Here is a 15,285-nt window from a genome sequence, read left to right on the forward strand (position 1 = left end):
GTGCCGCGCGTGCGTGATCGATGACGGGGCCCGGGATGAAGACCGTGGCGATCGTCGGCGCCGGGTTTTGCGGAACCACGCTGGCGGCCCGCTTGCTGCAGGCGCCGCCGGTCGCGCCGATGCAGGTGGTGCTGATCGATCGATGCGCGCCGCTTGCGCGCGGGGGTGCGTATGACGCGCACGCGCGGGGCCACCTGCTCAACGTGCCCGCGATGCGCATCAGCGCATGGTCCGACGACGACGCGCACTTCTACGCCTACGCGCGCCGGCGCGACCCACGCGTCCCGCCGGGCGAGTACCTGATGCTGGGGGACAATCGCGACAACAGCGCCGACTCGCGCTGTTACGGCTTCTTTCCGCGCGAGGAGATCATGGGGCGCACGCGACGCGTCGCGTTTTCTCTCGACCCGGCGCATGCCTATCGCCCGCGTCTCGCGCGCTTTGGCCAACTGCTCGACGAGCCTGTCCGGCGCGGCGGCTGAGGCCCGCGCGGGCGGGCCGGAAGCGGTGGCCCGTTGGCGCGGGCGCACCTTGCATGATGCGGTCGGACCGGGGGGCGTCCCGTGCGTGCCCCTGCGCGCAAGTGCGGCGCGGACGCATCAGCGCGCCGTATACCCGCCGTCGATCGGCAGCGACACCCCACTGATCATCGCGGCCGCGTCGCCGAGCAGGAACAGCACCGGCTCGACCACGTCGCGCGGCTGCGCGAAGCGGCCGAGCGGTATCGCGCGCAGCGCATCGGCGCGCTTGTCCGGGTCGCGCCATGCGCGCTCGGCCATCGGCGTCAGCGTGACGGTGGGATTCACGCTGTTGACGCGGATGCCGTGCGGGCCCAGTTCCAGGCACAGCGTGCGCGTGATCGCGTCGAGCGCGGCCTTTGACGCGCAGTACGCGAGATGGCCGTCGAGCGCGACCAGCGCCGCCTGGCTCGATACGTTGACGATGCTGCCCGCGCGGCCCGCGCCGATCATCGCGCGCGCGGCATGGCGCGCGACCAGCGCCGCGCCGCGCGCATTGATCGCCATCACCGCGTCGAACGCCGCGCCGTCGGTGTCGAGCGCGGGCGCGACGTGCGCCACGCCCGCGCAGTTGACGAGCCCGTCGAGCGGGTCGAGCGTCGCGAACGTGCGGGCGATGGCCGCTTCGTCGCCGACATCGAGCACGCACGGCGTGCAGCCGGTGGCCGCCTCGATCCGTTCGAGCGCCGCCGCGTCGCGCGCGGCGGCAAGCACCCGCGCGCCGCGCGCGCACAGCGCCTCGACGATCGCGAGGCCGATCCCGCTCGACGCGCCCGTGACCAGCACCGTCGCGCCCGCGAAATCGTCGCGCGCCGTCATGACGGGCTCACCCGATGCATCAGCGGCCGCAGCGCCGGATACAGGTCCGCATACACGCCGAAGCGCGCGTCGTACAGCGCGCGCCGTTCCGGATCGGGGCGCGCGCGTTCCGCGAGCGTGACCCAGCCGCGCCGCGCCGCCGCGTCGTCGACGAGGCCCGCGCCGAGCGCGGCGAGCAGCGCCGCGCCCATCGCGGCCTCGACGTCCTGCTCGATGGTCCAGACCGGAAAGCCCGTGACGTCCGCGATGATCTGCATCCACAGGTCCGAATGCGCGGCGCCGCCGACCACGATCAGCCGCTCGTCGAGCGCGCCGGTGCCGCGCCGCCCCGCCTCGATGTTGTGCCGCAGCGCGAACGCGACGCCTTCGAGCACCGCGCGGTACAGATGCGCGCGCGTATGGAACAGGCTCAGGCCGATGAACGCGCCGCTCGCCTGCGCATCCCACACGGGGCTGCGCTCGCCCATCAGGTAGGGCAGGAAGGTGACGCCGCCCGCGCCGGCCGGCACGCGCGCGGCCTGCGCTTCGAGCAGCCGGTGCGGATCGCCGTCGGGCTCCGCGCGCGCGGCCGCGATCTCGGCCTGGCAGAACTGCTCGCGATACCAGGTGACCGAGGCGCCCGCCGCGATCGCGCCGCCGAACACGTACAGGTCATGCGCGCCGTTGAACACGTGCGGCATGCTGACGAGCCCGTGGCGTGCATCCGCCCGATGGTCGAGGTAGCCCCAGCACATGCTGGTGCCGAGCATCGCGACGTGCTGGCCGGGCCGCGTGACGCCCGCCGCGAAGGTCGCCACCGCCGCGTCGACGCCGCCCGCGATCACCGGGATGCCTGCGTCGAGCCCGAGCCGCGCGGCCCAGTCCGGCAGCAGCGCGCCGACCGGGTCCGACGAGGCGACGAGCCGTTCCGGCATCATCCGCGCGGGAATGCCGAGCAGGTCGAGCGCTTCCTGCGACCACGCGCGCCGCGCGACGTCGTATACGCCGCCGAGATTGCCGGCGGAACTGTGATCGACCGCGATCTCGCCCGTGAGCAGGTACGCGAGATACGCGTTCGGCGGCAGGAACCAGCGGGTGCGCGCCCACACGTCCGGCCGGTGCTCGCGCAGCCACAGGATCTTGGTGTAGCCGTAGTAGCTGTCGACGCCGTTGCCGGTGATCGCGAGCAGCCGGTCGAGATCGGGGCGCGCGCGCACCGCGTCGGCCTGCGCGGTCGCGCGCCGGTCCATCCAGATCAGGCACGGATGCAGCGGTTCCACGGCGTCGTCGACCGGGATCCCGGAGCCGCCGTACAGGCTGCTGACGGCGAGCGCGCGGATCGCGCCCGGCGCGATGCCGCGCGCCTGCGCGTCGGCCACGCAGCGCGCGACGCTTGCCGCGAGCGCATCGCGCCACACCGACGGCCATTGTTCGGCCCAGAACGGCCGGGGCGTGTCTGGCTGGTAGTGCGACGCGTGCTGCGCGACGAGCGCGCCGTGCCGGTCCGCGATCAGCGCCTTGGTGCTTTGGGTGCCGATGTCGACACCGATGACATATTCCATGCGTGCTCCGTCAGATGGCCGCCGGGCAGGGTGGGCCGGCGCGCGCGGCTCAGCGCGCGGGCCGCAGCAGGACCTTGATCGAATCGAGCGATTGCGCGGTGCGGATCGCCGCGTCCCATTCCTCCAGCGAGAAGTCGTGCGTGACGATGCCCTTCGAGGTGACGAGGCCGCGCGCGAGCAGGTCGATCGCGATCGGATAGCAGTATGGCCCGAGATGCGCGCCGCGCACGTCGAGTTCCTTGCGGTCGCCGATGATCGACCAGTCGGCCGAGGTTTCCGCGCCGAATACCGAGAACTCGACGAAGCGGCCGAGCTTGCGGATCAGCTCCAGTCCCTGCGTGACGCCGGCGGGCACGCCGGTCGTCTCGATGTAGACGTCGCAGCCGTAGCCGCCGGTCAGCGCGCGGACGGCGGCCAACGCATCCTCGTCGCGCGGGTTGATCGTCAGGTCCGCGCCGTACGCGCGCGCGAGCGCGAGCCGTTCGTCGACGAGGTCGATCACGACCAGCCTGCGCGGCGTCCTGAGCCGCGCGACCTGGGTCATCATCAGGCCGAGCGGCCCCGCGCCCGCGATTACGACGACGTCGTCGAGCTGGATCTCGCCGCGATTGACGGTGTGGATCGCGCAGGCGAGCGGCTCGATGATCGCGGCGTCCTCGATCGAGATGCCGTCGGGGATCCGGTGCACGCGCGCGGTCGCGGGGATCCGCATGTACTCGGCCATGCCGCCGTCGGCCACGCCGCGCTGGAAGCCGAAGATGTGGTGGACCTCGCACATCCAGTACTGGCCGCCGCGGCAATAGCGGCACGCGCCGCACGGCACGATCTGCTCGGCGATCACGCGCTCGCCGGCGCGGACGCCGAAGTGGGCGGCCGCGCCTTCGCCGAGTTCGTCGACGTAGCCGAAGAATTCGTGGCCGGGAATCACGGGCGCCTTGACCCACGGGCTCGGGCCGCCCCAGAACATTTTCGCGCCCGCGTGGCACTTGCAGTCGCTCGCGCAGATCCCGCACGCGGCGATCCGGATCACCAGTTCGTTCGGGCCGGCGCGCGGCCGTGCGACGCGTTCGACGCGGTAGTCCTCGGGCGCGTGGCAGACGATCGCGGTCATCGATGGGGGGGTGGGTTCGGTCATGGTCGATCCTGTCGGGAAGAGCGGGTAGGGGAAAGGCTCAGGGGCGGCGTTCGCGGCTGATGTAGATCGCGAGCAGGATGATTCCGCCCTTGATCACGTTCTGCACGTAGGGATTGACGCCGACCATGTTGAGGCCGTTGTTGAGCACGCCGAGCAGCAGTGCGCCGATCAGCGTGCCGAGGATCGCGCCGCGGCCGCCCGCGATCGAGGTGCCGCCCATCACGACGGCGGCGATCGCATCGAGTTCGAAGCCGACGCCCGCATTCGGCTGGCCGCTCATCAGGCGGGCGCTGAGCACGATGCCGGCGAGCGCCGAGGTGAGGCCGGACAGGCCGTAGACGATCAGCTTCACGCGCGTGACGCGCACGCCGGACAGCCGGGTCGCCTGCTCGTTGCCGCCGATCGCATACACGTAGCGGCCGAACGGCATGCGTTCGAGCGCGAGCCAGGCGAGCGCATAGACCGCGAGCATGATCAGCACGGGGGCCTGCAGGCCGGCGAGCTTGCCGCTGCCGAGGAGGCCGAGCCAGTCGGGGAGGCCGTCGATCGGGTAGCCGCCGGTATAGATCAGCGCGAGGCCGCGCGCGATGCCCATGGTCGCGAGCGTGACGATGATGGGCGGCATGCCGGCGAACGCGACGAACAGGCCGTTCGCGAGGCCGAAGCCGAGGCCGGCCGCGAGCCCGAGGCCGAGCGCCGCGAGCGCGTTCACGCCGCTCGCGATCAGGCCGGCGGCGAGCGTGCCCGACAGCGCCATCACCGAGCCGACCGACAGGTCGATGCCGCCCGTCAGGATCACGCAGGTCATGCCGACCGCGATGATCGCGTTGATCGACACCTGGCGCAGCACGTTCTCGAGGTTGGCGGCGGACAGGAAGCTGTCGCTGGCGAGCGTCATCGCCACGCAGACGACGATGAGCCCGACGAGCGGATAGCAGACGGGCGAGCGGCGCAGCCGGGCCCGCAGGCGCGCGGGTGCGGCGAGCGCGGCCGCGGCCGCGGCGGTGGGGGCGGTGGCGGAAGAGGGATTACGCGGGGTCATGCCTGTCTCCTTGTGCGGCCGTGGTCGCGTGGGTCATCACGGCGTGCGGGGTGATGGCGTCGCCTTCGAGCAGCGCTTCGATGCGGCCCTGGCGGAACACCGCGACGCGGTCGCACAGGCCCACGATCTCGGGGAGTTCCGACGAGATCAGCAGGATCGAATAGCCGCGTGCGGTGAGCGCGCGCATCAGGTGGTAGATGTCGGCCTTCGCGCCGATGTCGATGCCGCGCGTGGGTTCGTCGAAGATCAGGATCCGCGCGTGATGGTTGAGCCAGCGGGCGATCACGACCTTCTGCTGGTTGCCGCCCGACAGCGTGCCGGCGGCGACGTGCATCGACGGCGCTTTCACGCCGACGCGCCGCATGATTTCGGCGGTCGCGTCCGCCTCGCGGCGGCGGTCGATGAGCCAGCGCCACGCGCGATACGTGCCGAGGTTGTTGAGCGAGATGTTGTCGCGGATCGAGAAGCGCGTGATGAGCCCCTCGGTCTTGCGGCTTTCCGGCAGCAGGCCGATGCCGGCCGCGAGCGCGTCGGCGGGATCGCGCAGCGCGGCGGCGCGGCCGCCGAGGCGGATCTCCTTGCGGTGCGCGCGCGTTGCGCCGAGCACCGCGAGCGCGGCCTCGGTGCGCCCGGAGCCGACGAGACCCGCGAAGCCGAGGATCTCTCCTTCGCGCAGCGCGAAGCGCAGCACCGGCGCGTCGCGGCGCAACTGCAGCGCGCGCACGTCGAGCGCGAGCGGCGCGGCGGTACCCGGCGCAGCGGCGCGCGGCGATGCCTTCGGCGGGAAGCTCTGCTCGATGCGCCGGCCGACCATCATCTCGACGAGCCGGCCGACGTCGGTGTCGGCGACGGCCGTCATGCCGACGCGGCGGCCGTCGCGCAGCACGGTGATGCGGTCGCACACCGCGAAGATCTCGTCGAGGTGGTGCGAGATGAAGATCATCGACACGCCGCGCGCGCGCAGCTCGCGCATGATCGCGAACAGGTGACCGGCCTCGGCCGGCGTGAGCGTCGCGGTGGGTTCGTCGAGGATCAGGAGGCGCGCGTCGAGCGCGAGCGCCTTGCCGATCTCCACGAACTGCTGCTGCGCGACCGACAGCGCGCCGACCGGCGCGTCGAGATCGAGCGCGACGCCGAGCCGCGCGAACCGCTGCGCGGCGTCCGCGCGCATGCGGGCGCGGTCGCGCAGGCCGAGCCGGGTGCGCGTCTCGCGGCCGAGGAACAGGTTGTCGACCGCGTCGAGCGCGGGCACCAGGCTGAACTCCTGGAACACGATGCCGATGCCGGCCGCGACCGCGTCGCGATAGTGCGCGAAGCGGCGCGGCGCGCCGTCGAGGACGATCGCACCGGCGTCGGGCGCATGGATGCCGCACAGGATCTTCATCAGCGTCGACTTGCCCGCGCCGTTCTCGCCGAGCAGCGCGTGGATCTCGCCGGGGGCGATCTCGAGATCGATGTCCTGCAGCGCCTGCACGCCGGGAAAGCGCTTCGCGACGCCGGACAGCTTCAGCAGCGGCGCCACGGCGGGGGCCTCGCGCGCGGCCACGGCGCTCACCAGCTGAAGCCGGCCGCGTTGCTGCGGTCGATCGATTTCACGTCGACCGGCACGACCTTCGGCACGGCCGCGCCCCACTTGCGCGCGAGCGCGATGCCGAGCGCGAGCCGCACCTGGTCGCGCGGAAACTGCGCGGCGGTCTGGATGAACTTCGAATCGGGCTTGCGGATCGCCGCGATCGCTTCGGGCGCACCGTCGACGCTCGTGAGCTTGATGTCCCTGCCCGACACGTTGATCGCCGCGAGGGCGCCCATCGCGCCGCCGTCGTTGACGCTGAAGATGCCCTTGAGCGCCGGGTTGGCCTGGATCATGTTCTCGGTCACCGAGAGCGCGGTCGCGCGTTCCTGGCGGCCGTTCTGGGTGGCGACCAGCTTCACGTTCGGATACTTCGCGAGCGCCGCCTTGCAGCCGCGCACGCGTTCGAGGATCGGCACGACGGGAATGCCGTCGAGGATCGCGACCGCGCCGCTGCCGCCGATCGCCTTCGCGAGGTAGTCGCACGACAGCGCGCCCGCGTCGAAATTCTTCGAGCCGACGAACGCGTCGACCGGCCCGCTCGCATTCGCATCGACCGCGACCACGACCGCGCCGGCCTTCTTCGCCGCCGTGATCGCGCCCTGGATGCCGGCCGAATCGGTCGGGTTGACGAGCAGGATGTCGATCTTCTTCTGCAGCATGTCCTCGACGTCGCTGACCTGCTTGCCGACGTCGTGATGCGCGTCGGTCACGAACACCTGCGCGCCGAGCGACGCGGCGGCGTCGTTGAGCGCCTGCTGCATCGTGACGAAATACGGGTTGTTCAGCTCCTGGAACGTCATGCCGATCCGCAGCGGCGCGGCGGCGGCGTCCGCGCTCGCGAATGCGGCGCCGCAGGCGAGCGCGCAGGCGGCCGCGCGCAGCGGAAGCAGGGTTTTCGTCAACATGGATGTCTCCGTATCGTAAGTCGATGTGGCGGTCGCGGCGAAACCGGTGCGGCTTCGGCGCGCGGGCGCGACCGGGCCCGCGCCGGGCGGGTGGCCCGGCGTCCGAAGCGAAAGCGGCAGGAAGCGTGAAGAAGCGGCGGCTAGCGCAGCGCGTGCGCGCCGAAGTCGCCGCGCCGCGCGGGTGGTCCGGCCGCGCGCTGCAGGTTCAGCTGCTGGTACGCGCGGAACTTCGACGGCGGCATGTCCTTGAGCAGCAGGAACTGGCGATTGAAATTCGACAGGTTGTTGAAGCCGACCTGATAGCAGATCTCGGTGATGCTGAGCGTGTCGGTCGCGAGTAGTTCGCAGGCGAGGTTGATGCGCAGGCGATTCACGTACTGCACGAAGGTCAGGCCGGTATGGCGGCGGAACGTGCGCGAGAACGCGCTGACGCTCTGGCCGGCCAGTTGCGCGAGATCGGCTTCGCGCAGCGGCTGCGCGAAGTGCTCGCCGAGGTAGGCGAGCACGGGATTGATGCGGCTCGACGCATAATCGCCGGGATCGGTGCGCCAGGCGACGCTCGCGAGCCGGCGGCGCGCGCGGCAGCCCGCGAGCAGTTCGAGCAGCTGCATGAACAGCACCACGCGGCGCATGCCGCGCGCATCGATGAGGCCGACGAGCAGCGGCTGGGCGGCCGCGCCGGTGGCGGGCGGAAACAGCAGGCCCGCGCGCGATTCGTCGAGCAGCGCGCGGATTTCGCGCAGGTCGGGGAACACGTCGATGCAGCGCGCGATGAAGTCCGCGTCGAATTGCACCACCAGGCAGCGCTCGTCGATCGTCGCATCGGGCGGCACGTCGCTGACCCAGTTGTGCGGCAGGTTCGGGCCGGTCATCACGAGGTTGCCGGGCACGAACGCGCCGATGTGGTCGCCGACGAACATCCGGCCGGTGGTGGCCGTGATCAGGTGGATCTCGTACTCGGGATGGAAGTGCCAACGGACCGTGCGATACGGATAGCCGTGGGACCAGACCTTGAAGGATTCGTCGCGGCGCACGGCCACGAGTTCCAGATCGGGTTGCATGGAGGCGGCTCGCGCGCGGTTCGGCGCGTCACGCGCGCGGGGCGCGCGCCGGCATCGCGGCGGTGGCGGCGCGCGACTGCGCGGCGCGGGGAACCTGGATCATCGCTTGTCTCCGTATCGAGGTCGCCCCGGATGGCGGGCGAACATCGTTCTGTCATCGTTAACACGAAAAGTAGCCGGACAGGGTGCGCATCGCCACCAAAAATGAAACCATCGACCGATACTTTTTTGCATCTCGCGCATTCGTCGGACAATCTCGATCAAATTTTGTGCAACGCGAAACCCCCTTGCGCGTCAGCGTGCCGCGCATTCTCGCACCGGTTCTGGGGATGAACCTTGTTGAGATAAGCAATCTGATCTAATTTCATTTAATATCAGGTGCTTATAACTATTTTGAGAAGTAATGGGGCAAACCCGGACAGCTGGACCGAAACAGGGGGGCCCGAGACGGATGGGCCGGCAAGGCAAGCGAAAACGCGGCATGGTTCGACGGAAAGGCAACGATTAAGTAGTGCTAGTAAATATATGATTGAAGCAAATGGGGAAAATGCGTCGAATTCGATGGAATCCGATATCTCGGTCCTTCTCGTCGACGATCAGGCATTCGTCGGCGAAGTGATCCGCCGCTCGATCGTGGCGGAGAGCGACATCGTGCTGCATGTCTGCACCGACGCGCAGCGCGCGATGGCGGTTGCGCGGGAGGTCAAGCCGTCCGTGATCCTGCAGGATCTCGTGATGCCGGACATCGACGGGCTCGACCTGGTGCGCGCGTGGCGCGCCGACGCGCAGACGGCGAAAGTGCCGATCATCGTGCTGTCGGCGAAGGAGGAGCCGGTCGTCAAGCGCGCCGCGTTCGTCGCCGGCGCGAACGACTATCTCGTCAAGCTGCCCGACGCGATCGAGCTGATCGCGCGGATCCGCTACCACGCCAGTTCCTACCTGACCTTGAGGCAGCGCGACGAAGTGCTCGACTTCCTGTCGCACGACATGCGTTCGCCGCAGACCTCGATCCTCGCGCTGCTCGACGTGTACCGCAACGAACACGGCACGGTGCCGCCGATCCTGGAGCGGATCGAGACGCACGCGCGGCGCGCGCTCGCGCTCGCCGACGGCTTCATCCACCTGACCCGCGCGCAGTCCGAGAAGCGTCCGAGCGAGATCGTGAGCCTCAACGAGATCGTGCTCGACGCGGTCGACCAGCTGTGGGAGAAGGCGGGCAGCCTCGGCAGCCGGGTCGTCGCGGACGCGCCGGAGGTCGAATGCCTGTGCATCGGCGACCGCATGATGCTCACGCGCGCGGTCGCGAACCTGATCGACAACGCGCTCAAGTACGGGCCGGCGGGTTCGGAGGTGCGCTGCTCGCTGGCCGACGACGATACGGGCTGGCTGATCTGCGTCGAGGACGAGGGCGAGGGGATCGCCCCGGACCAGCGCGATTCCGCGACCGAGTCGTTCGTGCGGCTCGCGCCCGCGAACGGCGCGCAGAAGAGCGGCTTCGGGCTCGGGCTCGCATTCGTGCGGGCGACCGCCGCGAAGCATCGCGGGGAGATCCTGATGCGCTACACGACGCGCGGCTTCATGGCGGGCCTCAAGCTGCCGAAGGACGCGCCCGGCGCCTGAACCCGCGCGCGGCCGCGCCGGCGCGTGTGCACCGGGGCGCGGCCTCGCGCGTTGTCGATCCGGGCAGATCGCGCCCCGCGCCGTCCCGATCGGTATACAGTACATGCGTTCCGCGCGCGTCGCCGCCTTGCCGGCGGCGCGACGACGGGGCCGCGAAGGGCGTTGAGCATGCAGTATCCGGATCGATGCGACGGCACCGGCCAGCCGGCCGGCGCTTTTCTTAAACGCTTTTCTTGACAGCCGAAACCAACATGGCCACCGTGACGCCTCGCGCAGGCAATGAGAGCCTTCACAATACCTTGACCGGTCGCCACCTGACGCTCGGCAACCGGATCCTGGTCAGCTTCGGCGTGCTGTTCGTGCTGATGGTGCTGACCGCCGCGCTGTCCTACGCGCGCCTGCACGCGATCAACGAGGAGGCCGTCAGCATCGAGCGCGACTCGCTGCCGGGCGTGTATCTCGCGTCGTCGCTGCGCGCCGCCGCGAACGAATCGTACGGCGCATTGCAGCGCGCGATCTTCGTCGACCACGATCCCGACACCGCGCGGCGCGATCTCGCCAAGCTGCCGGCCGTGCTCGAGGAATTCGACAAGCTGTCGGTCGCCTACCAGAACTCCACGTACCGCGACGACGACCGGGTGCGCTTCAACACCTTTCGGGCTGCCTACGATCGCTATCTGCCGCTCCTGAACGACGCCGTGCAGAAAACCCGCGGCCCGCGCGCCGACGCCGAGGCCGCCTATGCGAAGGTCACGCCGATCTGGGAAGAGGTGATCCGCAACGCGAACATTCTCGTCCAGGAAAACCGCGCGTTCGCCGAGCAATCGGCGCGCCTGATCCGCGAATCGGTGCAGGGCACGGTGATCACGCTGGCGGTCGCGCTCGGCCTGGTGCTGGCGTCGGCGCTGGTGCTCGGCTACCTGCTGTTCCGCGCGGTGACCGTGCCGATGGCGCGGCTCGTCGAGGTGCACGACGTGATGCGCACCGGCAACCTCACGCAGCGCCTGAACCTCGGCCGCAGCGACGAGTTCGGCACGCTGGAGACGGGTTTCAACCGGATGGCGGACGAGCTGACCGCGCTGGTCGCGCAGGCGCAGCAGTCGTCGCTGCAGGTGACGACCTCGGTGGCCGAGATCGCCGCGACCTCGCGCGAGCAGCAGGCGACCGCGAACGAGACCGCCGCGACCACCACCGAGATCGGCGCGACCTCGCGCGAGATCTTCGCGACCTCGCGCGACCTGCTGCGCACCATGAACGAAGTGTCGGGCGTCGCCGAGCAGTCCGCGACGCTCGCCGGCGTGAGCCAGACCGGCCTGACCCGGATGGGCGAGACGATGCGCAGCGTGATGGACGCGGCCGGCTCGGTCAACGCGAAGCTCGCGATCCTCAACGAGAAGGCGATCAACATCAACCAGGTGGTCGCGACCATCACCAAGGTCGCGGACCAGACCAACCTGCTCTCGCTGAACGCGGCGATCGAGGCCGAGAAGGCCGGCGAGTACGGGCGCGGCTTCGCGGTGGTGGCGACCGAGATCCGCCGGCTCGCGGACCAGACCGCCGTCGCGACCTACGACATCGAGCAGACCGTGAAGGAGATCCAGTCGGCGGTGTCGGCGGGCGTGATGGGGATGGACAAATTCTCCGAGGAAGTGCGCCGCGGCATGCGCGACGTGCAGCAGGTCGGCGGCCAGCTGTCGCAGATCATCGCCGAGGTGCAGACGCTCGCGCCGCGCTTCCAGATGGTCAACGAAGGGATGCAGACCCAGGCAAGCGGCGCGGAGCAGATCACGCAGGCGCTGTCGCAGTTGTCCGAGGCCGCGCAGCAGACGGCCGAATCGCTGCGGCAGTCGTCGCAGGCGATCGACGACCTCACGCTGGTCGCGAACCAGCTGCGCACGAGCGTGTCGCGCTTCAAGGTCGAGGCATGAGGACGGCGTAAGCGCCGCGAAACCGCCATGCTTTTCTTGTTGTTCGAACTCAACGGCGACCGCTACGCGCTCGATGCGGGCGAGATCGCCGAGGTGCTGCCGCTCGCGGCCACCAAGGCCATCCCGGGCGCGCCCGACTGGGTGTCCGGCATCCTCATGCATCGCGGCGTGCCGGTGCCCGTGATCGACGTGGCGCGGCTCGCGCTCGGCCGTCCGGCGCAGGCGCTGCGCTCGACGCGGCTGGTGCTGGTGCGCCATCGCGGGTCCGGCGAGCCGGGCGACGCGCGTCTGCTCGGGTTGATCGTCGAGCGCGCGACCCAGACCGCCCGGATCGAGCGCGACGCGTTCCACGACCCGGGCATCGCGACGCCGCACGCGCGCTGGCTTGGGCCGGTCGCGAGCGACGCCGACGGCGTGGTCCAGTGGGTCGCCGTGCGGCATCTGCTCGACGGCCCGGCGCGCGCGCTGCTGTTCGACGAGCCCGCCGCGCCGGAGGGGGGCCGATGAACGTCTTCGACCCGCGCTTCCAGAGCTGGCTGTCGCGCGAGACGGGCATCGATCCGGCCTCGCTCGGCAACGACTACGTGGCCCGCGCGCTGCTCGAACGGATCGGCGCGACCCAGTACGACGGCGCGCGCGCGGTGCCGGCCGCGATCCGCGCGCAGCAGGTGTCCGACGAGATCGTCGACGCGTACTGGCGGCTCCTGAGCAGCTCGCCCGACGAGCGGCGCGCGCTGATCGAGCTGTTCGTGGTGCCCGAAACCTGGTTCTTCCGCGAGCGCGAGGCTTTCGTCGCGCTGGCCCGGCTCGCGTGCGAGCGCCTGTTCGCGCACCCGGGGCGGGTGCTGCGGGTGCTGAGCGCGCCGTGCTCGACCGGCGAGGAGCCGTATTCGGCGGCGATGGCGCTGCTCGACGCCGGCCTCGATCCGGCGCGCTTCGAGATCGATGCGATCGACATCAGCGGGCGCGCGATCGCCCACGCGATGCGCGGCCGCTATGGCCGGAACTCGTTTCGCGGCCACGCGCTCGAGTTCCGCGACCGCTATTTCACGGCGGCGGACGACGGCTGGCTGCTCGACGAGCGGGTGCTCCGCTGCGTGCGGTTTCGTCAGGTGAATCTGCTGGAAATGCTCGCGAGCGACCAGACGCAGTACGATTTCATTTTTTGTCGCAATGTGCTCATCTATTTCGATCAGGATGCGCAGGATCGGGCCATGCGCGGCATCGACGCGCGGCTCGCGCCGGACGGGCGCGTGTTCGTCGGGCCGGCCGAGACGGGGGTGGTGATGCGGCACGGGATGATGTCCGCGAAGATTCCGCTCGCGTTCGCCTTCCGGCGCGCGACCGCCGCCGACGCGCCGCCCGTGTGGGCGGTCCGCCCCGAGGGCGGGGGCGGGGCCGACGCGTGGCCGCCGCCGCTGTTCGTGCCGCCCGTCGATGTGCTGTCGACGATGGTGGCGCCGCCGAGCGTACCCGCGCACGAATGGTTCTCCGACGCCGCCTGGCCGGCGCCGAGCACGCCCAGGCCGGCCGCGCCGGCCCGGCCGGTCGCGCCGGCATGGCCGGAATGGCCGGGGCACGGGCTGAAGCCGGTGGCGTCGCTCGACGCGGCGCACGATCTGGCCGACGCCGGCGCGTTCGACGCGGCGCAGCAGGCGGTCGAGGTGTTCATCGAGTCGGCGGGGCCGAGCGCCGACGCCTACTACCTGCTCGGCCTGATCGCCGACGCGCAGGGCCGGACCGCGGATGCCGGGGATTTCTACCGCAAAGCGTTGTATCTTGAACCGAATCATCACGAGGCGCTGACGCATCTGGCCACGCTGCTCGACATCGCGGGCGACCACACGGGCGCGGAGTGGCTGATGCAGCGGGCGCGTCGCGCGGTGCAGCAGAACGTGCCGCCGGACGCCGGCACACCAAGAGGAACCCATGGACCGCGACGCCGTTGAGCCCGCCGCGACCTTAGTCGACATCGACGATTGCTGGAACCGCATCGGCACGCGCGGCGGCGATCACTCGTGCCCGCGGCTCGCGGCGTACTCGCGCTGCCTGAACTGCCCGGTGTTCGCGAAGCACGCGGCGCTGCTGCTCGACCGGCCGCTGACGGACGACGACCTGAGCGCTGCCGCGCGCGGCGCGGCGGGCGCGAAGCCGATTGCCGCGCCGGGCGCGGGCCTGCGCGGCGATGCGGCCGAGCTGGCGCATTCGGTGCTCGCGTTCCGCGTCGCGGACGAGTGGCTCGCGCTGCCGACCGGCGTGCTGCGCGAGATCACCGAGTCGCGCGCGATCCATTCGCTGCCGCACCGCCGCCATCGCGCGGTGCTCGGCATCGTCAACGTGCGCGGCACGCTGCGCATCGCCGTGTCGCTGGCCGAGCTGCTGCATCTCGATGCGAGCGCCGGCCGCCAGGACACGCGCGGCGGCTTTACGCGGATGCTGGTGGTCGCCTACCAGGGCGACCCGGTGGTATTCCCGGTCGACGAGGTCGAGGGCGTGCTGCGCTTCACCGCGTCCGAATGGGTGTCGGTGCCCGCCACCGTGTCGCGGGCGGGCGTCGCCCACGCGCGCGGCGTGTTCGTCTGGCGCGGCAAGGCGATCGGCCTGCTCGACGAAGACCGTCTGTTCGATTCGCTGATCCGGAGCTTGCGATGAGCCAGGATGACGACCTGAGCCGGCTGTCGCTGCTCGAACTGTATCGCGAGGAAACGCGGACCCAGACCCAGGCGCTGTCCGAGCAGCTGCTCGCGCTCGAACACGGCGCGCAGGACGCGGCCGCGTTCGAGGCCTGCATGCGGGCCGCCCATTCCCTGAAGGGGGCGGCGCGCATCGTCGGCGTGCCGCTCGGCGTCGACATCGCGGGCCGCATGGAAGACTGCTTCGTGGCCGCGCAGCATGGCGAACGGGTGCTCGGCGCCGCGCATATCGACGCATTGCTGGCGGGCGTCGACCTGCTGGTGCGGGTCGGCGATCCGCACGACGCGATCGCCGTGAGCCGGGGCGAGATCGAGCGCTTCGCGGCCGCGCTGGACGCGGCGGGGCAGGAGGCCGCCGCGCCGCCCGGGGCGGCCGCCGCGGCGTTGCCCGAGCCCGTGTCCGAGCCCCGTCTCTTCTACACATCTCCGAGCCCCCAAGACAGACTTGTT

Annotated in this window: 14 protein-coding genes; 7 read left to right on the forward strand and 7 right to left on the reverse strand. The window is 70.8% G+C overall.

The window, feature by feature from the left end:
* Nucleotides 1-35: 35 nt before the first annotated feature.
* Nucleotides 36-482 (forward strand): signal peptidase I, encoded by a 447-nt coding sequence (lepB, locus tag AC1RQF_RS15880; protein WP_492872444.1) that lies wholly within the window; start codon nt 36-38, stop codon nt 480-482.
* A 117-nt stretch (nt 483-599) separates the two neighbouring features.
* Here the strand turns inward: lepB and AC1RQF_RS15885 are convergent, their stop codons facing one another.
* The 7 genes from AC1RQF_RS15885 to AC1RQF_RS15915 form a co-directional block, all read right to left on the reverse strand.
* Entirely contained in the window at nt 600-1,337 is a 738-nt protein-coding gene (locus tag AC1RQF_RS15885; RefSeq protein ID WP_273996726.1) for an SDR family oxidoreductase, read from the reverse strand.
* Nucleotides 1,334-2,878, reverse strand: coding sequence for an FGGY-family carbohydrate kinase (locus tag AC1RQF_RS15890; RefSeq protein WP_273996725.1), 1,545 nt, complete (start codon nt 2,876-2,878; stop codon nt 1,334-1,336). Before AC1RQF_RS15890 ends, AC1RQF_RS15885 begins: the two co-directional genes overlap by 4 nt.
* Before the next feature lie 49 nt (nt 2,879-2,927).
* Entirely contained in the window at nt 2,928-4,013 is a 1,086-nt protein-coding gene (locus tag AC1RQF_RS15895) for an alcohol dehydrogenase catalytic domain-containing protein (protein ID WP_273996724.1), read from the reverse strand.
* A 37-nt stretch (nt 4,014-4,050) separates the two neighbouring features.
* Complete coding sequence (locus tag AC1RQF_RS15900; protein ID WP_273996723.1) at nt 4,051-5,055, reverse strand: ABC transporter permease; 1,005 nt, start codon at nt 5,053-5,055, stop codon at nt 4,051-4,053.
* Nucleotides 5,042-6,688: a sugar ABC transporter ATP-binding protein gene (locus AC1RQF_RS15905; RefSeq protein ID WP_492872445.1), complete on the reverse strand. Its 1,647-nt coding sequence runs from the start codon at nt 6,686-6,688 to the stop codon at nt 5,042-5,044. The genes AC1RQF_RS15900 and AC1RQF_RS15905 overlap by 14 nt, the downstream gene beginning before the upstream one ends.
* Nucleotides 6,607-7,533, reverse strand: coding sequence for a substrate-binding domain-containing protein (locus AC1RQF_RS15910; protein WP_273996722.1), 927 nt, complete (start codon nt 7,531-7,533; stop codon nt 6,607-6,609). Before AC1RQF_RS15910 ends, AC1RQF_RS15905 begins: the two co-directional genes overlap by 82 nt.
* Nucleotides 7,534-7,673: 140 nt before the next feature.
* A complete protein-coding gene (locus AC1RQF_RS15915) occupies nt 7,674-8,594 on the reverse strand; it encodes an AraC family transcriptional regulator (RefSeq protein WP_273996721.1) in 921 nt (306 codons plus the stop codon).
* 525 nt (nt 8,595-9,119) lie between these two features.
* Here AC1RQF_RS15915 and AC1RQF_RS15920 point away from each other — a divergent pair.
* The 6 genes from AC1RQF_RS15920 to AC1RQF_RS15945 form a co-directional block, all read left to right on the forward strand.
* The gene (locus tag AC1RQF_RS15920) at nt 9,120-10,214 is read left to right on the forward strand and encodes a hybrid sensor histidine kinase/response regulator (protein WP_273996720.1); all 1,095 of its coding nucleotides are present in this window, start codon (nt 9,120-9,122) and stop codon (nt 10,212-10,214) included.
* Between the two features lie 251 nt (nt 10,215-10,465).
* Nucleotides 10,466-12,142: a methyl-accepting chemotaxis protein gene (locus tag AC1RQF_RS15925; protein ID WP_492872446.1), complete on the forward strand. Its 1,677-nt coding sequence runs from the start codon at nt 10,466-10,468 to the stop codon at nt 12,140-12,142.
* A 27-nt stretch (nt 12,143-12,169) separates the two neighbouring features.
* A complete protein-coding gene (locus tag AC1RQF_RS15930; protein WP_273996718.1) occupies nt 12,170-12,649 on the forward strand; it encodes a chemotaxis protein CheW in 480 nt (159 codons plus the stop codon).
* Nucleotides 12,646-14,091 carry a CheR family methyltransferase gene (locus AC1RQF_RS15935; RefSeq protein WP_492872447.1) on the forward strand — a complete coding sequence of 482 codons (1,446 nt, stop codon included), beginning with the start codon at nt 12,646-12,648 and terminating at the stop codon, nt 14,089-14,091. The genes AC1RQF_RS15930 and AC1RQF_RS15935 overlap by 4 nt, the downstream gene beginning before the upstream one ends.
* Entirely contained in the window at nt 14,072-14,794 is a 723-nt protein-coding gene (locus tag AC1RQF_RS15940; RefSeq protein ID WP_273996716.1) for a chemotaxis protein CheW, read from the forward strand. Before AC1RQF_RS15935 ends, AC1RQF_RS15940 begins: the two co-directional genes overlap by 20 nt.
* Nucleotides 14,791-15,285: Hpt domain-containing protein (locus tag AC1RQF_RS15945; protein WP_492872448.1), on the forward strand; the 495-nt coding region annotated here is incomplete at its 3' end. The genes AC1RQF_RS15940 and AC1RQF_RS15945, both read left to right, overlap by 4 nt.

It is taken from the genome of Burkholderia sp. GW821-FHT14F03, from assembly GCF_058803765.1.